The sequence below is a fragment of the Photobacterium piscicola genome (genome assembly GCF_900166965.1).
Lineage (GTDB): Bacteria > Pseudomonadota > Gammaproteobacteria > Enterobacterales > Vibrionaceae > Photobacterium > Photobacterium piscicola.
Window position 1 is genome coordinate 71,892 of record NZ_FUZI01000009.1, and the last position, 19,881, is coordinate 91,772.

Here is a 19,881-nt window from a genome sequence, read left to right on the forward strand (position 1 = left end):
TGCCATCGTATATGGCTTGGTAGTTATCATAACGGCTGGAAAGTAAAATGCTGTCTAGCAAATGTAAACTAGCGTAAAGCTAATGCAGCTTAACTTGGCGTACCAGCAAAGATTAGCGATACTAAGCCAACTTGATTGAGTAACCACCTTTGCATTTCAGGACACCATTATGGCAAAAATTCTCTTAGTTGATGACGATATAGAACTAACCGCACTTCTTAAAGATATTCTTGAACTAGAAGGGTTTGAGGTAGAAGAAGCGAATAATGGTCTTGAAGGGCTAGCAAAAATCGACAACAGTATTGATTTAATCTTACTTGATGTGATGATGCCAAAAATGAATGGCACCGAAATGTTACGCCGTTTACGAGAAAAACACACCACTCCGGTGATGATGTTAACCGCTAAAGGTGATGAAATTGATCGCGTACTCGGACTTGAACTTGGTGCTGATGATTATTTACCGAAACCCTTTAGTGATCGTGAATTACTGGCACGTATGCGAGCGGTGCTAAGACGTACTCAACCAAATACCGAAACAAAAGCCAATCACAGTGAATGCCTTATCTATCAAGATCTCACCATTTATCCTGGTCGACAAGAAGTACTATACAATCAACAGCCGATTGAAATGACGGGTACCGAATTCGCACTTCTAAGCTATTTTGTTCAACACCCAGGTAAGATTATTGCAAAAGAAGAGTTAAGCCTTGAAGTACTTGGAAAACGTTTTGCTCAATTTGATCGCGCAATAGATATGCACGTTTCAAATTTACGTAAAAAATTACCCATGCGTAGCGATGGCAAACCGCTAATAAAAACCTTGCGTGGTAAAGGTTATTTATTAATTGAGGCTATCTAATGAAAATCCCCGGGTTTACTCACCTTTATGGGCGTATTTTCGCTATATTCTGGACCACATTATTAGTGGTCGTCATCACTCTCGTCTTGATGTTTCAATATGATCCACGCTCAGTACAAACGATACCTGATCATCAATTAGTGCGTTTTCAATCTCAAGCAGAGCAAATCAATCAACGTTTAAATACACCCTCGCCATCAAGTCATACTAGCCTTATTACACGAATAAAAACCCTGACGCATCGCCGAGATAACCATCGTAGTCAACTTTATTTTACAACCATTGATGGCGATATTATTGCGCCACAAAAACACACTAAAGCGCTGCGTAATTTTATTACGATTGCCGATAATCCAAGTAAACCTCAACAACGACTTTATGGACGCTGGCTCATTGCGGGTCCATTTGAGATCACCACTGAACAACAATCATTGTATATGTATCGTGGTCAGGTATGGCGCGGCTCTCCGCCCTTCTTCGTTCAAATAATGGATAAACCCTTTAAATTATTATTATTTACGATGTTAGTCAGTACGCCTTTTTTATTATGGCTGGCATGGGCTGTCACCCGTCCAGCACGACGCTTACAACAAGCCGCTGAACGGGTAGCCCGCGGAGAATTTGAAGCGGATCCGACCTTAGAACAAGGGCCTCAAGAGTTTAAACAAGCGGGGGCCAGTTTTAATCAAATGGTTGATGCACTTAACAATATTATTAGCGGTCAACAACGGTTGTTATCTGATATTTCACATGAATTACGCTCCCCCTTAACGCGATTGCGTATGGCGACAGCTTTAGCACAACGCAAACAAGGTCAAAGTAACGAACTATCCCGCATTGATACTGAAGCAGAACGATTAGAAAAAATGATCAGTGAGCTATTAGAGCTATCTCGTATGCAGGTCAATAGTCATCAACAACAACAAATCATCGACAGTCACAGCTTATGGTATGAAATGTTGGAAGATGCCCGCTTTGAAGCAGAACAACACCATAAAACATTAACCTATAATCAACTTCAAGCTTGGCCATTAAAAGGCAACCCAAATTTATTAATCAGTGCCTTAGAAAACGTTATTCGTAATGCAATTAAATATGGCAATAACGTTATTGAAGTTACCTTTACGCCTCAACAACAGCAATTACTGATCACCATTGATGATAATGGTGAAGGTGTGCCTAATGATGAACTTGATGATATTTTTAGGCCCTTTTATCGCGTTTCAACTGCCCGCGATCGTAGTAGTGGTGGAACGGGCTTAGGATTAGCGATAACAGAAAGTGCATTACGGCAGCATAGTGGCAATATCAAAGCAACATCAAGTCCATTAGGCGGTTTACGGATCAGTATGACACTACCGTTAGCCCGTTAAGACACAAGGTTAACCTTACGTATAAAGATGATTGCTTGTTGCCGTTACGCTTGTCACAATATGACCTCTTTTTGCACCAAATGAAGCTGAATAACTATGTTTGATATTGCGTTATATGAACCTGAAATCGCCCCCAACACTGGCAATATTATTCGCCTTAGTGCTAATTGTGGTGCCAACTTACATTTAATTGAGCCACTTGGATTTGATTTAGAAGAAAAGAAATTACGTCGGGCAGGTTTAGACTATCATGATCTAACCCATGTTTACCGCCATAAAAACTTTGATGCATTTATGGAAGCGATGGCGGGACGTCGTATTTTTGCTTGTACGACTAAAACCACTAACTACCATGTTAATGCGAAATTTGGCGAAGGTGATGTGTTACTTTTTGGTCCTGAAACTCGTGGCTTACCCGCTGAATTTATTGCCAGCCTACCATTGGAACAACGACTTCGTATTCCAATGCAACCCGATAGCCGCAGCTTAAATCTTTCAAATGCTGTCGCGATTATTGCGTTTGAAGCATGGCGTCAATTAGATTTTAATGGCTCTATTTAGCATTTTTAATCAATGAGTACCAAAAAGGCGATCATTCGATCGCCTTTTTTATTCATGATATTAATGACTTATAAATTAATCATTATCACTTAGTCAATATGATTAAATACGTCATCACTGCCATTAAACTGTTGATCCATCTCAGTTGCAGGCTTTGCCGTTTTAGGACGACCAACAATAATTGCGGGCACACCAGCAACCGTCGTATGTGGTGGTACTGGTTCTAATACCACCGAGCATGCACCAATTTTAGCCCCAGCACCAACTTCAATGTTACCCAGTACTTTAGCTCCGGCACCGATCATTACCCCTTGACGAATTTTAGGGTGACGATCACCACTTTCTTTACCAGTACCGCCTAACGTCACATCTTGCAAAATCGATACTTCATCTTCAATCACCGTAGTTTCACCGATCACGATTCCAGTCGCATGGTCAAACATAATGCCACAACCGATTTGTGCTGCTGGGTGAACATCAACCTGACAAGCCACGGATATTTGGTTTTGTAAATATACCGCGAGTGCTTTACGGTTTTGCTTCCATAGCCAATTGGCTACGCGATACCCCTGCAAAGCATGACAACCTTTAAGGTAAAGTAATGGAATAGAGTAAGCATTAATGGCGGGATCACGCTCTACAACCGCACGAATATCACAAGCGGCAGCTTCAACAATATTACTATCACTAACGAATGCTTCTTCTATTACCTCACGTACTGCCATTGCTGGCATCGAGGGTGTTGCCAGTTTATTGGCTAAGATATAACTCAATGCTGACGCTAAATTTTCATGCTTAATAATTGTGGCATGATAAAAACTGGCAAGCATAGGTTCTTGTTCGGCTTGTTGTCGTGCTTCTTGCTCGATCTCTAACCATAACTGATATTGCTGACATTCCTTCACGAGTCCCTCGGTTCCACTTCTTTATATTAATCAAACCAATGCCATCATTAATCATCAATTAATCGGCGCTTTAATAGGGTATACGTTACACAATCAAAAATACTGAACGTTATTGTATTTTAGTACAGTTATAAAAAATAACGCGAGCCTAAGCTCGCGTTATTTTATAGATATCAGTTATCACCCTGAAGAAGCAACTTTATTCGTACTTTTTCTCACGTGCGAGTAAATCTTTTGCTGCTTCTCGAGCGTCTTTACCAAGATAAAGTACTTGATAAATTTGTTCGGTAATTGGCATTTCAACCTGATGGCGTTGTGCTAATAACCACACTTCTTTGGTATTACGATAACCTTCTACTACTTGACCAATATCTTGCTGAGCTTGTTCAACACTACAGCCATGACCGAGCGCTAAACCAAAGCGGCGATTACGGGACTGATTATCAGTACATGTCAAAACTAAATCACCCAAACCTGCCATTCCCATAAAGGTTTCTGGTTGCGCACCAAGCGCGGCTCCCAAACGGCACATTTCAGCTAAACCACGGGTAATTAACGCCGTACGGGCATTGGCACCAAAGCCAATACCATCAGACATTCCTGCACCAATCGCGATCACATTTTTAACTGCGCCACCCAGCTGCATTCCAATAAAATCACTGTTGCTATAGACACGGAATGTCTTATCACAATGAATTTTTTGTTGTAAATCAGCCACAAAATCAGTATCAGGTGAAGAAACAGCAATCGCAGTAGGCATACCTGCAGCTAACTCTTTCGCAAAAGTTGGTCCAGACAATACCGCAAGTGGTATTTGATCACCCAACACCTCAACTGCAACATCTTTAAGTAGACGCCCTGTATCAGGTTCTAATCCCTTCGTTGCCCAACAGATACGAGAATCTGGACGCAAGAAAGGTTTAATTTGTGCTAATACGCCACCAAAAACATGGCTTGGTACAACAACTAACACATCACGACTACCTTGAATGGCTGCTTGCAAGTCTGACGTTAAAATTAACGACTCAGGAAAGCTTACCCCAGGAAGAAACGCTTCATTGGCACGATCGATTTCCAATTGCGCCATATGGTGCGGCTCATGGCCCCACAAAATGACATTGGCACCATTTCTGGCTAATGCAATTGCTAATGCTGTCCCGTAAGATCCAGCGCCTAACACTGCCATCGAAATCGTATTATTAACGTTCATTATATTGGTCACTTTTACAAATTAAGCTTCTGAATTAGCAGTATTTGCTTCAGCTTGGTTTTCTAAGTAGTTCATGAATAAAGCATCAAAGTTTACTGGTGCTAGGTTCAATTGTGGGAACGTACCTTTAACCACTAGGCTAGAGATTGTTTCACGTGCATATGGGAATAGGATATTCGGGCAGAACGCACCTAGACAATGTGCTAGTTGTGGCGCTTCCATACCAGCAACAGTGAAAATACCACCTTGTTGTACTTCACATAGGAATGCATTTTCTTCTTCGTTCTTAACCGTTACAGTTAGACGAAGTACCACTTCATATACACCTTCAGCTAATTCACGGCTTTGAGTATCAAGATCCAATTTCACATCAGGATTCCATTCTTTTTGGAAAACGTCTGGTGAATTTGGCGCTTCAAAAGACACATCTTTTAGGAATACGCGTTGAATTTGGAAGTTTTGTTGTGCTTCGGTATTTGCTGCTTCAGCCATTTTTGGAGTCCTTTATAAATACTCGCTACCACGAGTTATTAATTATACTAGCAACTGTGCATTCCACAGGCTGCATCAATTTAGATCGTCATTTCACATTCATAACACTGCAAAATCACATCGAATAAAATTATTTTTTCTTGCTTGCAACAAGCGGTAAGTTAGCTTCATTCCAAGCAATAAGACCGTCTTTTAAAACGTTAACGTTAGTAAAACCATCTTTACTTAGTTGGTTTGCAGTCTCTTGCGCTACTTGACCCGTCTTACATATAACAATAATTGGGGCAGCTTTGTGTTTTTCAAGCTCTGGGGTGTTTTGACGTTGGATTTGACTTGGTAAAATGTGAACTGAACCTACAATATGACCTTTACGGAACTCATCACGGCTACGAATATCAAGGAATACGCCCTCTTCGTTATTGACTAATGCCGTCGCTTCATTAATGCCAATTGTTTTATATTTAGCATTTTTCTCTTTTACCATCATGCTAATTAGTGCGATAACAATACCAATCCAAGCCAATGATAAAACAGGGTTACTTGTTAAAAATTCAATATATTGATGCATTTACTTTACTCTGTTGTCATGGTTCGCTATCGCAAGCCATGATATTACGGTTTAAAAAAATGACTGTGAGTATACCTAGGTTGCTGATCTTGTAACAGCGACCTTGAGTATAAAAGCTTATTGACTGATGACCTATCAATGAAATAGGAAAAAACTGTGATCCAGAGCTTACACTTTAATGAATAAATGCCTATATTCGACGGGGAGTACAAACAAGCAAGCAAAGATTTAGTTGCATCTACTGCTACTGCTTTGATGTGCTTTTGTAGTAAAATCGTGATAATTATTATATCAATTACCTTAAAAGGTATTTAGAACACTGAGCCTATTAAGGTAATTGATGTATTTTATTTAATTCGAAGAGGGACAGGATATGTCTGCGAAGAAACCACTTGCACTTGTTATTTTAGATGGCTGGGGCTACCGCGAAGATAACTCAAATAATGCGATTGCAAACGCTAACACACCCGTAATGGATGCGTTAATGGCGAACAATCCCAATACACTTATCGCAGCGTCAGGCCTAGAAGTAGGTCTACCTGAAGGCCAAATGGGTAACTCTGAAGTGGGTCATACCAATATTGGTGCTGGCCGTGTGGTATATCAAGATCTTACTCGCATTACTAAAGCCATTGGCGATGGTGAATTCTTTGAAAATGAAGCGCTTGTTAATGCTATTGATAAAGCAGTAAATACAGGTAAAGCGGTTCATATTCTAGGCCTTGTTTCTCCAGGTGGCGTACACAGCCACGAAGACCACATTGCAGCAGCAATTGAAATGGCTGCTAACCGTGGTGCAGAGAAAATTTACCTACATGCATTCCTTGATGGTCGTGATACACCACCACGTAGCGCGCAGCACTCACTAGAGCGTTTCGATGCCCTATTTGCAAAACTAGGTAAAGGCCGTACCGCTTCTCTTGTAGGTCGTTACTACGCAATGGATCGTGATAACAACTGGGATCGCGTTGAAGTTGCTTACAACTTACTAACTGCTGCTAAAGGTGAATTTACCTTTACTAACGCAACTGAAGGTCTAGCTGCCGCTTATGAGCGTGGCGAGAATGATGAGTTCGTTAAAGCAACTGAACTACGTACTGAAGGCCAAGAAGCAGCAATCATGGCTGATGGCGATAGCGTTATCTTCATGAACTACCGTGCTGACCGTGCACGTGAAATCACTCGCACATTTGAGCCTAACTTCACTAGCTTTGCTCGTGCTCAGTTCCCTCAATTAGCTGATTTCGTAATGCTAACGCAATATGCTGCAGACATTGAGTTAACCACAGCTTTCGCACCAGCAAGCCTAGAAAACACATTAGGTGAGTGGCTATCGAAGAAAGGTAAAAAACAGCTACGTATTTCTGAAACAGAAAAATACGCACACGTAACTTTCTTCTTTAATGGCGGTAAAGAAGATGAATTTGACGGTGAATCTCGTTCACTCGTTGCATCACCAAAAGTGGCAACTTACGATCTTCAACCTGAAATGAGCTCACCAGAGCTAACTGAAAAATTAGTGGCTGCAATTAAGAGCGGCGAATTTGACGTTATTATCTGTAACTACCCTAACGGTGATATGGTTGGTCACACTGGCGTTTACGATGCTGCTGTTAAAGCGTGTGAAGCACTTGATAGCTGTATTGGTCAAGTTGTCGCTGCAATCAAAGAAATGGATGGTCAGTTATTAATTACTGCCGATCACGGTAACGCAGAAATGATGGTTAACCCTGAAACCGGTGGTATCCATACTGCACACACTAACTTACCAGTGCCATTAATTTACGTGGGTAATAAAGACCTTGATCTTAAGCCAAACGGTAAGCTATCTGATCTAGCACCAACTATGCTATCGCTAACAGATATCGAAATCCCTGCAGAGATGTCTGGTCAGGTGCTATACAATCTGAAATAATTATCCCATGCGGGATATTATTAATAGACACCTCAACCTAAAAATCCGCGCCAGTGCTTTATGCACTGGCGCTTTTCTATGCGTGGTATTTGCAGCCCCATGTGCAGCATCCAGTCAAAAACAGCTTGATGGCGTAAAACAGGAAATATCACGCCAAAAAAATCAGCTGGATAGTAAACAGCAAAACTATGCTGTATTACAAAAACAACTTAAACAACACGAACTGGATATCGCTCAAACTGCCAATAAAATCCACCAAACTAATGACCAATTGACAACAATAACCCAATCAATTGCCAAGTTAGAACAGCAACAACAGCAACTACAACAACAGCAACTGCAACAAATTGGTGTATTAAAAACGCTAATCAATGCGCAATACCGCCAAGGAAATAATAGTGATCTAGCCAATCTGCTCAGTGGTGAAAATACGGCAAAATTAGACCGTATGACAACCTATGCCGAGTATGTCAGCAAAGCACGCGCATCCGCTATTGATGCACTGGATGCGACCAAAACAGAATTACAACTTAAAATCCATACCCTTGCAGAACAAAAAGCTGAACGCCAACAAGCTCTAGCTGAACTTAACCAGCAAAAACAAAAACTTGATAGCCAACAGCAATCGCGTCAACAAACACTAAATAAAATAAAATCACAGATCCATACCAGTACTGAGGCTCTCGCTGATTTACGAGCGGATGAGCAAAACATGCTCAAGGCAATTGCCAAAGCGAAAGCAGAAGCTATTGCTCGAGCAAAAGCTGAAGCCGCAGCACGCGCAAAAGCTGAAGCCGAAGCTCAAGCCCGTATTGCAGCAGCGAAAGAGGCAAAAGCACGAGCGATTGCAGAAGCACAAGCAAAACAACTCAAAGCACGCTACGCTAAAATGCAAGTACCAATGGATGGATTAGCACGCTATAAAGGTAAACTGCAATGGCCCCTTCGCGGACCCATCATTCACAATTATGGCGCGCCATTACAACGTGAACTGCATTGGAAAGGGATGGTCATCAGTCAACCGATTGGTAGCCAAGTCAAAGCGATATACTCAGGTAAAGTCGTCTTTGCCGATTGGCTGCGTGGTTATGGCTTAATGATTGCCATTGATCACGGTAAAGGTGATATGAGTTTCTATGGTTATAACCAAACGCTACTCAGAAAGATTGGTGATTCAGTGCAAGCTGGGGAACCGATAGCCTTAGTGGGTGACAGTGGTGGCCAAGAACAACCCGGATTATATTTCCAAATCCGCCGTAAAGGCACGCCCGTCGATCCTCGACCATGGTTAACGCGCTAGATTAAGCATTTAAACTAAAAAGGTTGGCCATGAGCCAACCTTTTTTTATCACAAACCACGGGTAGTGATCTTTTGTTGTTGTTCTAAATACTGTTGTTCTTGCTCTAAATAATAGTGCTGTAAGGAAGCAACCCGCTGCTGACCTAACTCTGTTGCTAGTGGTCGTACAATATTTAGCATTTGTTGAACACCATGATAAATCACTGTTTGAGTAATTTTAGCCCCTGGTGCTTGAGTGGTTTGATAGCTGATCCAAGATGAAGCGACCAACTTTAGCGTATCAGCTAATACTTTTAGATCAATATCAGCAAGTGCAAGTAGACCAGCATCACGAAAATTAATCATTATCTGGCTAATATTAACCTGTAACTGAGTCTGCACTGCCAAATATTTATCTTGAAGAACAGCATCTCGACGTAAAATATCCGGTAAATTGGCATAGAAGAAACGGTAACGCCACATCAATAAAAATACCGCATCAAGATAACGTAACAAGCTTGCCTCAATCGCCTCTACCACAGCAACAGGTTCAAAACTCACTTTTAAATCAATGGCATATTGGTCAAATATACAATGAATAATTTGCTCTTTATTACGAAAATGATAATACAAATTACCGGGGCTGATCCCTAAATCAGCAGCAATATGATTAGTGGTCACACTAGGTTCACCATCCTCATTAAACAACGCTAATGCTGCATGAATAATTCGATCTCGGGTTTTCATTTCATCATCATCCTTCGCCCTTGCAGTGAATATAATGTTATCATAATTTAGTGTTTATCCACTTAGTGAAGCTATAAAAACCATGCCTTTATTTCATCCTATAAAGAGGGATCATCTTCATTAAGTGAATGATTTATTACTACGGATACACCAACATAATGGTTAACTACGTTGTCATTTTCTCTCCTGTTTAATAAAGGTAGAATATAAACAAGATGACCGTAATAATAACGAAAACATAAGTACTCAAATACATGATGGCAGATATTCGCCAACACTATAACTTCGTGAGATAGATGTAATTCATATGACTAAAAACCATTACGACAAGCAAGCATATAACCCTCAGTTTGAGTGGTCTTTTGTGCACCCGCGTTATTGGGGAACATGGCTCGCAGTGATGATTGCTTCACTATTGAGCTTACTGCCTCATGGTGCACGACGTTCATTAGCGACTGTTTTTGCAAAACAAGCTATCAAACTAAAAAGTGGCGCCAACCATCGCGCGCGCGTCAATCTAAAGATGTGTTTCCCTGAAAAATCAGACGCTGAACGCGAACATATTTTATTGCAAAACCTGATCACTGCCGGCAGCTTTCTGTCTGGATTCGCATCACTATCAGTGCGTAATAAAGCATGGCTTGAACAACATACCGTTATTCGTGGCATGGAAAACCTCACCAGCCTTACAGAGCAGCAGCAAAGTGTCATTTTGTTGGTACCGCATACTTGGGCAATTGATATTCCAGCAGTACTGTTAGCATCGCGCGGATTACCCGTTTCAGCAATGGCAAAAAAACAAAAGAACCCAGTTTCTGATTGGCTTATGCATCGCCAACGGGTGCAATATGGTGGTCGTGTTTATGAGCGAAGTGGTGGTATTAAGCCGTTTATTAAGTCCATTCGAGAAGGTTATTTAGGTTACTACTTACCAGATGAAGACTTAGGTCCAGAGCACAGTGTATTCGTTGATTTCTTTGGTACCACCAAAGCGACAATGGCAGGTCTTGGTCGCTTATCAAAATTAAGCCGCGCTAAAATTGTACCGTTATTTGCAATGTACAACAGTGAAACTGGCATGTATGAATTGGACTTTTATCCTGCACTGCCCTTCCCTGCAGAGACAGAAGAACAAGATGCGCGAATGATGAATCAATGTATTGAACAATATGTTAATCAGCGCCCAGAACAATACATGTGGATTTTACGCTTGTTGAAGACGCGTCCAAATAATAATGAAAAACCTTATAATTGAGAATGACATGTTTAAAAAACATTTAATTAATGGACTAATATTATTACCTTTTATTTGGCTATCGACAGGAATGCTAATATTACGTAATGGTGATAAAACCATGGTAGCAATGGTTATTATATCCTTAATAACTACATTAATTGTTTATGGTGCCACAACATTAAAACATAATTTATCAACCAATAAATTACTATGGCTACTGTTTATAATTTGTGGCTATTTTTTATTCTCATATGTTTATCATGGCCTAAGCTCTCGTGAAATAAGAGCTTTTATAGCTGCGACCCTACTAGTCGCGATTTTCCCATCGTCACTATTAACCCAAAAACTCATTATTTGGCTTACTGTTATTAGTGCCTTAATCAGTTTTTGCGTCACTTATTATTGTATGATTTATATGCATTGGAGTCGTGATACTTGGCCTATAAATGCAATACCTTACGGTACGTTAATTGCTAGTATTAGCGTGATCGCATTAAGTCTCAGCCTAACATTAACTAACAATAAAGAAAAAACAGTTACCTTCTTGGCCTTTATACTCAGTAGTTATGGACTGATTATTACCGAAAGCCGAGGTGTTTGGCTTGGTTTCATCTTTGCACTTGCCGTAATATTAATTGTCTTTATGACGACTAAAAAAATAAAAATCACTTGGCGCAGTATAATGCTCGCTTTTGTTGTGATTATTGGCGTTTCAGTCATCAGTAAGCCTCTAATATCTCAACGATTATCACAGACACAACAAGAATATAATGATATCAAATCGGGTAATATGAACACTTCAATTGGATTACGATTACAAATGTGGCAATCAGCCCCGATGATAATTGAACATCATGAACTACTCGGTCAAGGTGATCAATATATACAAGTACTAGATAAACTGTTTCATCAAGGCCGTATATCTCAAGTGTTATATACTTACCAACCAGCACACTTTCATAATCAATTTATAGATTATATTGTTAAAAAAGGGATTATTGGCTTAATACTACTGCTTTGTCTTTTTATCCTACCATTACGTTTATTAAAAAGTGCGTCGCCATTACAACGCTATATAACTATAAGTTTAGTGTCATTATTTGCTGTCGCGTCTTTAACTGATGTTCCGTTTAATCACGGACAAACTATTTTTATGTATCTTTTTTGGCTTGGGTGTTTTACAACAACCTCAAACAATGAGCATGTAAACCATGACTAATATTTTTATTATTAATATTCCATCATCAGTTCATCGAAAGGAAAACATCAGTCAACAATTAGATCAATTAGGCCTGAATTATACCTTTTTTGATGCGGTTAATGGTCATAAAGATAATCATCCGCTATTTGCTATGTATGATGATCAATTAAGCCAAGCCTATCGAGGCAAGTCCCTAAGTAAAGGTCAACTTGGTTGTTATGCTAGTCATTATTTATTATGGCAAAAATGTGTTGAATTAAATCATCCAATTATTATTTTAGAAGATGATGCATTGATTTATCCAAAACCATTTATGGATATTGTTAATAACATTGAATTACTCACAAAAAAATATGAGTGTATTCGGCTGTTTGATAATAAAAGGCCTAGCTTTTTCAAGCTCAAACAAATGATTCTATCTCACACTAGCATTTATAAATTCAGCAAAGGTCATATGAGTGCAACAGGGTATTTACTCACACCCTCTGGTGCACAAAAACTATTACAACATTCCAATAAATGGTATATGGCTGTCGATATTTACATGGATCGATTTTGGGTCAATCAACTAGAATGCTATGGCACAGTACCGGCCTGCTTAACCAATGACCCTATTTTTGATTCTGACATTGGCTATGGCAAAAAAGCACCTCGCAGCTTACGTTGTAAAATAAAACGCGAGATCTTTAATCTCAAAGAATTAATGCGCCGTGAATCAGCCAATATTAAATTCATCCTTCAAATGACATTTAAGAGATAACAATGAAAATTCTAGTTGCTAGCTCATATAACCATGCATGGAACAGCGTTCGCCCAGAGGCGGAAATGTTTATTCAAATGGTGAAGCAAGGACATCAAGTAACAGTTGCCACTCAAGGTGATGCTGATTATGTCGCTCGCTTTCGAGATCATGGAATTAAAGTCATTGATTGTTATCCTACCAAGAAAATCTGTCCTAAAACCATACGTACATTGCACCATGAACTAAAAACGGGTAAGTACGACATTTGCTATGGCTTTAATTCAAAAACTATTCCAAATGCCGCTTTTGCCTGTATTGGTACTCAAGCAAAGATGATCACCTACCGTGGAACCACGGGTGGGCTATATCGTCATGACCCTACGGCTTATCTCACTCATCTTCATCCCAAAGTTCAAGGTGTTATTTGCGTTTCAAATGCAGTACGTGATGACGTTCGTCAACATGTACTGTGTAACCCCGATAATGTGGTGACTATTTATAAAGGCCATCAATTAGCGTGGTATAACGTAGATCCAACCACTCGTGATAGCTTTAATCTTACTGATGACGATATTATAGCGGTATGTGCGGCACACGTTAGACCCAGCAAAGGCATATCGGTGCTGATTGAAGCGACTCACCACATAAAAAACCCTCATTTTCATCTATTGCTTATCGGTAGTGGTTTTGAACCTCATTTTGATGAAATAAAACAAAGCCCAATGGCTGAACGTATTCACATCATCGGTCATCGTCAAGATGTCCCTTCGATTATGGCGATGGCGGATTTTCAAGTACAACCGTCAATCAGTGGTGAAGGCTTACCGCGTACTATTATAGAAGCGATGGCAAATGGCACCACGTCGGTTGTTACAACAACAGGCGGTTCACCAGAATTAGTTGATGATGGTAAAACGGGATATGTTGTTCCTGTTGGCGATGCGGCCGCATTTGCAGCAGCAATGAATAAACTGATTAATGATAAAAATAAAATCCACCAGTTTAGTGTTGCAGCAAAAGAAAAGTTAGACCTTGAATTTAATGCCACAGAAACGGTGCGTAACCATATCGCGTATTTTAACCGTATCCTTCAACAGAAATAATAAAGGCCACAATTATAATGAAAAAACTGATTGTTGATCTCGATGGCACAATTACATTAGCCAATACCAATGATTACGAAAATGTTGCCCCTAATCTAGAAGTTATTGCGCAATTACAACATTATCATCGTCAAGGTTTTACTATTACGATCAGTACCGCTCGTAATATGCGAACTTACAATGGCAATATCGGCCAAATTAATATTCACACTTTACCGATTATTACTGCTTGGTTGAATAAACATCAGGTTCCTTATGATGAAATTTTAGTTGGTAAACCTTGGTGCGGACATGAAGGATTTTACATTGATGATAAAGCCATTCGCCCATCTGAATTTACTTCATTATCACTTGATGAAATTAATGCGCTGCTTGATAAGGAAAAAATATGTTCTTAATCATGTCAGCAGCTTACATTGGTCAAGAACTAGAATCTGAATTTGGTGCACTGCCGCCATCGTTTTTACCGCTTGGTAACCGACGTCTTTTTCAGCACCAAGTAAAAAGTGCCCCAACGAATAAGCATGTTTATTTAAGTGTGCCAGAAAGTTTTGCCCCAGAACCACATGATTTACAGTGGTTAGCCGACCATCATGTGACATTATTATATATTCCTGATGGTTTATCCCTTGGTGCATCTTTAGTATCAGCTCTCACACTGGCTGATTACACGCCCGACCAATCACTAAGTATTTTATTTGGTGATACATTATTGCCAAATTTACCAACAGATAAAAATATCATTACTATTGCTCCAGTCGAAAATAGTTATGATTGGGCGGTAATTTCTAATGATAACTCTCAGTGGCTTAATACCGTCACCAACCGCGAACAACTCAATCAAACACTCGCGGTCTGCGGTTACTTTCACTTTAGCCATCCACATCAGCTGCTTAAATCATTGACAATGGCACATTGGGATTTCATTGAAAGCTTAAATTTCTATCATCAAAAATATGGCCTAACGGCTATGCCCGTTACTGATTGGCTTGATTTTGGCCATTTAAATACCTATTACCGTTCAAAAGCTAAATTCACGACCCAACGTGCATTTAACCAATTAGAAATTAATGAAAAATGGATCACAAAATCTAGCTCTAAAAAACAAAAAATACTGGCTGAAGCTCTGTGGTTTGATCATATTCCAGCACCATTGCGTATATTTTTACCTCAATTTTTAGGCTTTCAGCAGCAAGCAAATCACGTATCTTATCAACTCGAATATTTACACTATACTGCACTCAATGAGTTATTTGTTTTTTCTAAATTACCGCAATTAGTATGGCAACAAATCCTCGATAGTTGTTTTGATTTTATTAATAGTTGCCAGCAACACTCTGCACCAGAGAATACGACTCAAGGTTCAAGTTTGACCGCACTATTTGAAGAGAAAACCACGCAACGCTTAACGGAATATTGTTTAAGCCATAACCTTAATTTTCAACAACAGTGGCACTATAACGATCAATTTTCAGCATCATTTGAGCAATTACTCACATTGAGTCAACAATATTTACCAACAAAAAATACCCCTGCAACGGTATTACATGGCGATTTTTGTTTTAGTAATATTTTATATGACTTCAGAATGGGAAGAATTAAGACCATTGATCCTCGAGGTATAGATCTAAATAATGAACTCACTATCTACGGTGATACTCGCTATGATTTAGCGAAACTAAGCCATTCAATTCTAGGCTTATATGATTGGATTATTGCTGGTTACTATGACGTAAAGATAACACAACAACACATTTCATTTACCATAGATACACCACCGCATATTTTGCCGATTCAACAATTATTTATTGCGTCGATAAAACAGCATTATCAATTAGATGAAAATGCGTTATACGCCATGCAAATTCAATTATTTCTTTCAATGTTACCGTTACATGCTGATGATCCTATGCGTCAACAAGCATTAATGGCGAATGCATTTCGCTTATATCAATTAATTCTGGATTCAAAATCATGATTGTTATTCCAATGGCAGGACTGAGTTCACGCTTTTTTAATGCGGGATTTACACAACCCAAATACATGTTAAATGCACATGGCGAAACACTTTTTGCACATGCTATCAATAGCTTTTCGCATTATTTTGCGACGGAATCATTTTTATTTATTGTGCGAGATGTCCATAACACTGTTGCATTTGTCGAACAAGAAATTGCACGCTTAAACATTAAAGACGCACATATTTTTGTACTTGATAAGCCGACTCGTGGCCAAGCTGAAACTGTGTACCTTGGTTTACAATCATTACCTAATTACCAAGGCTCTGTGACTATCTTCAATATCGATACTTTTAGGCTAGGATTTCGCTATCCTGCTGAGATTGAAAAATGGGATGGTTATTTAGAGGTTTTTAAAGGTCACGGGGATAATTGGTCTTTTGCTCTAGCTGAAAATGACAGCTCATCGCGCGTAATAAAAACAACCGAAAAAGAACCAATCTCTGATTTATGTAGTACCGGTCTGTATTATTTTGCTGATTGCCAATTATTTAACCAAGCCTATCAACAATACTTAGCCAAACCACAAACAGAATGGGCAAAAGGCGAGCTGTATATCGCGCCACTTTATAATGATCTTATTGCAGCCAACCATGCAATTCACTATCATTTAATTGATAACAACGACGTCATATTTTGTGGTGTTCCAGAAGAGTACAAAGCATTCTTGGGAGCTCCCCATGAATAATACTTTTCAACAAATTACGGTTGTGGTTCAAGGTCCAGTACAAAATTATCAAGGCCGAACTCACCATGAAGAAGGAATAACTCAGCGCAGCCTCAACAGTATTCGAACTCACTTGCCTGGCGCTAGAATTATTTTATCAACATGGCCAGATCAAGATTTGAGTGGCCTTGATTACGATCAGTTAATTATCAGTCAAGATCCGGGTCAAAACCACGATGGATTTTGCCCACTCAACTACCAACGTCAAATAGTATCAACTCAAGCGGGTTTAGCCGCGGTCACTACTCCTTATGCTGTTAAATTACGCAGCGATAACTTTTTAGACGGAAGTCAATTTGTTGCAATCCAACAACAGTTTGCTAAAACAGAATTAGGCCAACAAATTTTCAGCGAAAAAGTTGTCATCAATTCAAATCTTTTCCGGCGCAGCTCCCATGGTCATCGCGTTATTATGAGTCCAAGTGATTTCTTTTATTATGGACGTACAGCTGATCTGAAATTAATATGGCAACAACCCGAATTTAATCAGCATGATTTTTCACAGCAGCTCATTGAGCAAGCCCAAAAAGTAACGGGAACACCATTTGTACTTGAAGCTGAGCAAACTTACTGTCAGATATGGTTAAAAAATATAGCACCCAATACGACCCCACTGCTTAAACATCGATTTGATGTTAATCAGTATGATATTATTGTTTGGGAGCGTTTTTTAGCTAATAACGTTATTATTGCCGATCCGCAAACAATGGGATTAGGATTAAGAAAGATTTCACAGAGGAAGCTAAAACGCGCCAACGAATACAGTCATATTGATTGGCTTAAGCTATATAAAAAATATTGTGATAGTACAGTTACGATTAGCATCGATAAAGATCAACGCCAGCTCGAATTAAGACGTCTCTTCAAATTACCCTTGAGTAAATTAGTCTTTAAACTGAAAAATTATACGTTAGGTTAAAACCAATATGGTACGGATTCTTTTTGTTACACATAATTTCAAAGGTGGTGGTATTCAAAAAATCACCCTTGATACTGCTCGCTACCACGCTCAACAAGGTAATGATGTTACATTATTAGCACTTGAAGAAGGGTTAGATTTTCAATTGGATTTTCCGTGTACATATCACGTACTACCAATAAAAGAATTTCTTTTTAAGCATCCGTTTATTGGATTATATTTTTTATTTTATAAAATATTTTTACGTAAGATATTCCCTCAAAGTGAGCACTTATGGGCAGGAGCTGTATATAAAAAAATATTTATGGCGTATCAAAAAACACAACAACCTTTTGATGCTATATTTGTAAACGGTGCTCGATCAATGAATCGGCTTCATAGTCTAAATTTGTCTCAAGTTGTCTATAGCTTACATTTACCACATGTATTAGCTAAAAAAAACAATCTCTATTATAACTTTTTATTTAAAAAATTATTTTTAAATAAAAAGATTTTTACTGTCTCTGATTTTATTAAAGATCCTATATTGAATAAATCAGTACAGTTATCTATTCCATTAAAATGTTTAGAAACAATATACAATCCATGCGATAAAAAAGCCTTATTAGAAAAATCAAAAGATGAAATAAACTTTGATGGTAAATTTATTCTTGCTGTTGGTCGTTTGAGCCATCAAAAACGATTTGATGTATTAATCGATGCCTATCACCTTGCAGACATTGATCTTCCTTTAATTATTTTAGGGGAAGGTAATCAACGTAAAATGCTTGAGAAAAAAATAGAACAGTTAAATTTAAATCAAAAAGTACTATTAAAAGGTTTTGATAACAACCCGTTTAAATGGATGAACCGTTGTGAGTTTTTTGTTTTAAGCTCTGATTTAGAAGGCTTTGTTTTAGTAATAAATGAAGCTCTTGCTTGCGGAGTTCCTGTTATTGCAACTGACTGTGGGCCAATCACCGAGATATTAACCGGGGAGTTACAACAAGGTATTGTTCCCAAACAAGACCCTATTGCCTTAGCCAATAAAATAAAGCAATTTGTTCATACTCCAATATATCCATCTGAGAATATTATCGATAAACTCTCTTTTAGTCATATAACTAATTTACAATTAAAATTAGCTCTACAATAACTTTATAGAGGAGAGTATCTACTCTCCTTCATTAATAACTAAGCCACCGTTTATTAGCTACGATCATGCTCAAGTAACCATAAACCGACATATTTATTAAAACTCACCTGTGCATAGGTCATTGCAACAATAAAACCAACGCTACCATCAAGAAAGCCACGACGAATAATATAAATCAAAACAAAGGTCCATATTGCACGTAATAACGCTAAACCTAAGCCGTGCGATTTTTTGCCTTTACGATGGTATTTCTTTGAACCTAACCATGCATACTGTGCTGCTTTATCTAAACCATGCCCATAATCGCGGTGAGTATAGTGTAATAACAACCCACTAAGCACTTCCGTAGAACCTGCACTTGGTATTACCGTTTCATGTACTTCATCTAATGTATAATGAGCACCATCTCGCTTAAATAAGCGTAAGACTGAACGAGCACTACGTCCATATTTCAAGGTCTTACCATACAGCGTCACTCCCCAAGGTAAGCGATATGCTGTGGCCATGATCGAATCTTGAGCTAGCAATGAAACTAAAGCGTGTTGCATTTGTTCATCCAAAGCTTCATCTGCATCAATTGACAACACCCAATCACCGCTGGCTTTATCTAATGCTCGTTGTTTTTGTTTACCAAACCCAGGCCAATCAGTCACAGTAATGTTATCGGTATAGCGCTGACAAATTGCCACAGTTTCATCTGTTGAACCACTGTCTAAGACAATAATTTCATCGGCTATATCAACGATAGATTGCAAACATAGTTCAACCCGATCCGCTTCATTCTTTGTAATTAATATAACGGATAAAGAATGCTTATTTGCCATCAACTAACTCCTTATTTTCTGTGTTCAAATTCAACATATATTGATAATGCTGTTGGTATAATG

20 protein-coding genes are annotated in these 19,881 nt (G+C 38.9%); 14 read left to right on the plus strand and 6 right to left on the minus strand.

Features of this window, described 5'->3' with window-relative positions; genetic code table 11:
- Window positions 1-169 precede the first annotated feature (169 nt).
- The 3 genes from CZ809_RS17250 (at window position 170) to CZ809_RS17260 (ending at window position 2,796) form a co-directional block, all read left to right on the plus strand.
- Window positions 170-862 carry a response regulator gene (locus tag CZ809_RS17250; RefSeq protein WP_080158782.1) on the plus strand — a complete coding sequence of 231 codons (693 nt, stop codon included), beginning with the start codon at window positions 170-172 and terminating at the stop codon, window positions 860-862.
- Entirely contained in the window at window positions 862-2,235 is a 1,374-nt protein-coding gene (cpxA, locus tag CZ809_RS17255) for an envelope stress sensor histidine kinase CpxA (RefSeq protein ID WP_080158783.1), read from the plus strand. Before CZ809_RS17250 ends, cpxA begins: the two co-directional genes overlap by 1 nt.
- 96 nt (window positions 2,236-2,331) lie before the next feature.
- On the plus strand, window positions 2,332-2,796 hold the full coding sequence (locus CZ809_RS17260) for a tRNA (cytidine(34)-2'-O)-methyltransferase (RefSeq protein ID WP_080158784.1): 465 nt from the start codon (window positions 2,332-2,334) through the stop codon (window positions 2,794-2,796).
- A gap of 89 nt (window positions 2,797-2,885) precedes the next feature.
- On the opposite strand, the gene cysE is transcribed toward CZ809_RS17260, so the two are convergent.
- From cysE to CZ809_RS17275, 4 genes are all read right to left on the minus strand, one after another.
- The gene (gene cysE, locus CZ809_RS17265; protein ID WP_080158785.1) at window positions 2,886-3,701 is read right to left on the minus strand and encodes a serine O-acetyltransferase; all 816 of its coding nucleotides are present in this window, start codon (window positions 3,699-3,701) and stop codon (window positions 2,886-2,888) included.
- Window positions 3,702-3,900: 199 nt separating this feature from the next.
- Complete coding sequence (gene gpsA / locus CZ809_RS17270) at window positions 3,901-4,911, minus strand: NAD(P)H-dependent glycerol-3-phosphate dehydrogenase (RefSeq protein WP_107276020.1); 1,011 nt, start codon at window positions 4,909-4,911, stop codon at window positions 3,901-3,903.
- A gap of 21 nt (window positions 4,912-4,932) precedes the next feature.
- Entirely contained in the window at window positions 4,933-5,403 is a 471-nt protein-coding gene (gene secB / locus CZ809_RS21040) for a protein-export chaperone SecB (protein WP_060997786.1), read from the minus strand.
- Between the two features lie 130 nt (window positions 5,404-5,533).
- Window positions 5,534-5,971 carry a rhodanese-like domain-containing protein gene (locus tag CZ809_RS17275; RefSeq protein ID WP_080158786.1) on the minus strand — a complete coding sequence of 146 codons (438 nt, stop codon included), beginning with the start codon at window positions 5,969-5,971 and terminating at the stop codon, window positions 5,534-5,536.
- A gap of 373 nt (window positions 5,972-6,344) precedes the next feature.
- Here CZ809_RS17275 and gpmM point away from each other — a divergent pair, with 373 nt between their 5' ends.
- Together gpmM and envC are read left to right on the plus strand one after the other, a co-directional pair.
- Complete coding sequence (gene gpmM, locus CZ809_RS17280; protein WP_080158787.1) at window positions 6,345-7,886, plus strand: 2,3-bisphosphoglycerate-independent phosphoglycerate mutase; 1,542 nt, start codon at window positions 6,345-6,347, stop codon at window positions 7,884-7,886.
- Between the two features lie 7 nt (window positions 7,887-7,893).
- Complete coding sequence (envC, locus tag CZ809_RS17285; RefSeq protein WP_210434295.1) at window positions 7,894-9,186, plus strand: murein hydrolase activator EnvC; 1,293 nt, start codon at window positions 7,894-7,896, stop codon at window positions 9,184-9,186.
- 48 nt (window positions 9,187-9,234) lie between these two features.
- Here envC and CZ809_RS17290 read toward each other — a convergent pair whose 3' ends face one another.
- Entirely contained in the window at window positions 9,235-9,912 is a 678-nt protein-coding gene (locus CZ809_RS17290) for a TetR/AcrR family transcriptional regulator (RefSeq protein WP_080158788.1), read from the minus strand.
- Window positions 9,913-10,219: 307 nt separating this feature from the next.
- Here CZ809_RS17290 and lpxM point away from each other — a divergent pair, with 307 nt between their 5' ends.
- From lpxM to CZ809_RS17335, 9 genes are read left to right on the plus strand one after another with little or no spacing between them, the layout of a single operon-like run.
- Window positions 10,220-11,167: a lauroyl-Kdo(2)-lipid IV(A) myristoyltransferase gene (gene lpxM, locus CZ809_RS17295; protein WP_080158789.1), complete on the plus strand. Its 948-nt coding sequence runs from the start codon at window positions 10,220-10,222 to the stop codon at window positions 11,165-11,167.
- Window positions 11,168-11,174: 7 nt separating this feature from the next.
- Entirely contained in the window at window positions 11,175-12,368 is a 1,194-nt protein-coding gene (locus CZ809_RS17300; protein ID WP_159447956.1) for an O-antigen ligase family protein, read from the plus strand.
- Window positions 12,361-13,110 carry a glycosyltransferase family 25 protein gene (locus tag CZ809_RS17305; protein WP_080158791.1) on the plus strand — a complete coding sequence of 250 codons (750 nt, stop codon included), beginning with the start codon at window positions 12,361-12,363 and terminating at the stop codon, window positions 13,108-13,110. Before CZ809_RS17300 ends, CZ809_RS17305 begins: the two co-directional genes overlap by 8 nt.
- A gap of 2 nt (window positions 13,111-13,112) precedes the next feature.
- Window positions 13,113-14,195, plus strand: coding sequence for a glycosyltransferase family 4 protein (locus CZ809_RS17310; protein ID WP_080158792.1), 1,083 nt, complete (start codon window positions 13,113-13,115; stop codon window positions 14,193-14,195).
- 17 nt (window positions 14,196-14,212) lie between these two features.
- A complete protein-coding gene (locus CZ809_RS17315) occupies window positions 14,213-14,593 on the plus strand; it encodes an HAD hydrolase family protein (RefSeq protein WP_080158793.1) in 381 nt (126 codons plus the stop codon).
- Complete coding sequence (locus CZ809_RS17320; protein ID WP_080158794.1) at window positions 14,584-16,173, plus strand: phosphotransferase; 1,590 nt, start codon at window positions 14,584-14,586, stop codon at window positions 16,171-16,173. The genes CZ809_RS17315 and CZ809_RS17320 overlap by 10 nt, the downstream gene beginning before the upstream one ends.
- Entirely contained in the window at window positions 16,170-16,901 is a 732-nt protein-coding gene (locus CZ809_RS17325) for a glycosyltransferase family 2 protein (RefSeq protein WP_080158795.1), read from the plus strand. The genes CZ809_RS17320 and CZ809_RS17325 overlap by 4 nt, the downstream gene beginning before the upstream one ends.
- On the plus strand, window positions 16,894-17,859 hold the full coding sequence (locus tag CZ809_RS17330; RefSeq protein ID WP_080158796.1) for a WavE lipopolysaccharide synthesis family protein: 966 nt from the start codon (window positions 16,894-16,896) through the stop codon (window positions 17,857-17,859). The genes CZ809_RS17325 and CZ809_RS17330 overlap by 8 nt, the downstream gene beginning before the upstream one ends.
- Before the next feature lie 7 nt (window positions 17,860-17,866).
- Entirely contained in the window at window positions 17,867-18,994 is a 1,128-nt protein-coding gene (locus tag CZ809_RS17335) for a glycosyltransferase (RefSeq protein WP_080158797.1), read from the plus strand.
- 53 nt (window positions 18,995-19,047) lie between these two features.
- Here CZ809_RS17335 and CZ809_RS17340 read toward each other — a convergent pair whose 3' ends face one another.
- Window positions 19,048-19,818 (minus strand): glycosyltransferase family 2 protein, encoded by a 771-nt coding sequence (locus tag CZ809_RS17340; protein ID WP_080158798.1) that lies wholly within the window; start codon window positions 19,816-19,818, stop codon window positions 19,048-19,050.
- Window positions 19,819-19,881 lie beyond the last annotated feature (63 nt).

Excerpts from the sequence above, each read along its gene's own strand:
- CZ809_RS17250 (WP_080158782.1), top strand. The coding sequence starts at position 170 with ATGGCAAAAATTCTCTTAGTTGATGACGATATAGAACTAACCGCACTT.
- cpxA (WP_080158783.1), top strand. The coding sequence starts at position 862 with ATGAAAATCCCCGGGTTTACTCACCTTTATGGGCGTATTTTCGCTATA.
- CZ809_RS17260 (WP_080158784.1), top strand. The coding sequence starts at position 2,332 with ATGTTTGATATTGCGTTATATGAACCTGAAATCGCCCCCAACACTGGC.
- gpsA (WP_107276020.1), bottom strand. The coding sequence starts at position 4,911 with ATGAACGTTAATAATACGATTTCGATGGCAGTGTTAGGCGCTGGATCT.
- secB (WP_060997786.1), bottom strand. The coding sequence starts at position 5,403 with ATGGCTGAAGCAGCAAATACCGAAGCACAACAAAACTTCCAAATTCAA.
- CZ809_RS17275 (WP_080158786.1), bottom strand. The coding sequence starts at position 5,971 with ATGCATCAATATATTGAATTTTTAACAAGTAACCCTGTTTTATCATTG.
- gpmM (WP_080158787.1), top strand. The coding sequence starts at position 6,345 with ATGTCTGCGAAGAAACCACTTGCACTTGTTATTTTAGATGGCTGGGGC.
- envC (WP_210434295.1), top strand. The coding sequence starts at position 7,894 with ATGCGGGATATTATTAATAGACACCTCAACCTAAAAATCCGCGCCAGT.
- CZ809_RS17290 (WP_080158788.1), bottom strand. The coding sequence starts at position 9,912 with ATGAAAACCCGAGATCGAATTATTCATGCAGCATTAGCGTTGTTTAAT.
- lpxM (WP_080158789.1), top strand. The coding sequence starts at position 10,220 with ATGACTAAAAACCATTACGACAAGCAAGCATATAACCCTCAGTTTGAG.
- CZ809_RS17300 (WP_159447956.1), top strand. The coding sequence starts at position 11,175 with ATGTTTAAAAAACATTTAATTAATGGACTAATATTATTACCTTTTATT.
- CZ809_RS17305 (WP_080158791.1), top strand. The coding sequence starts at position 12,361 with ATGACTAATATTTTTATTATTAATATTCCATCATCAGTTCATCGAAAG.
- CZ809_RS17310 (WP_080158792.1), top strand. The coding sequence starts at position 13,113 with ATGAAAATTCTAGTTGCTAGCTCATATAACCATGCATGGAACAGCGTT.
- CZ809_RS17315 (WP_080158793.1), top strand. The coding sequence starts at position 14,213 with ATGAAAAAACTGATTGTTGATCTCGATGGCACAATTACATTAGCCAAT.
- CZ809_RS17320 (WP_080158794.1), top strand. The coding sequence starts at position 14,584 with ATGTTCTTAATCATGTCAGCAGCTTACATTGGTCAAGAACTAGAATCT.
- CZ809_RS17325 (WP_080158795.1), top strand. The coding sequence starts at position 16,170 with ATGATTGTTATTCCAATGGCAGGACTGAGTTCACGCTTTTTTAATGCG.
- CZ809_RS17330 (WP_080158796.1), top strand. The coding sequence starts at position 16,894 with ATGAATAATACTTTTCAACAAATTACGGTTGTGGTTCAAGGTCCAGTA.
- CZ809_RS17335 (WP_080158797.1), top strand. The coding sequence starts at position 17,867 with ATGGTACGGATTCTTTTTGTTACACATAATTTCAAAGGTGGTGGTATT.
- CZ809_RS17340 (WP_080158798.1), bottom strand. The coding sequence starts at position 19,818 with ATGGCAAATAAGCATTCTTTATCCGTTATATTAATTACAAAGAATGAA.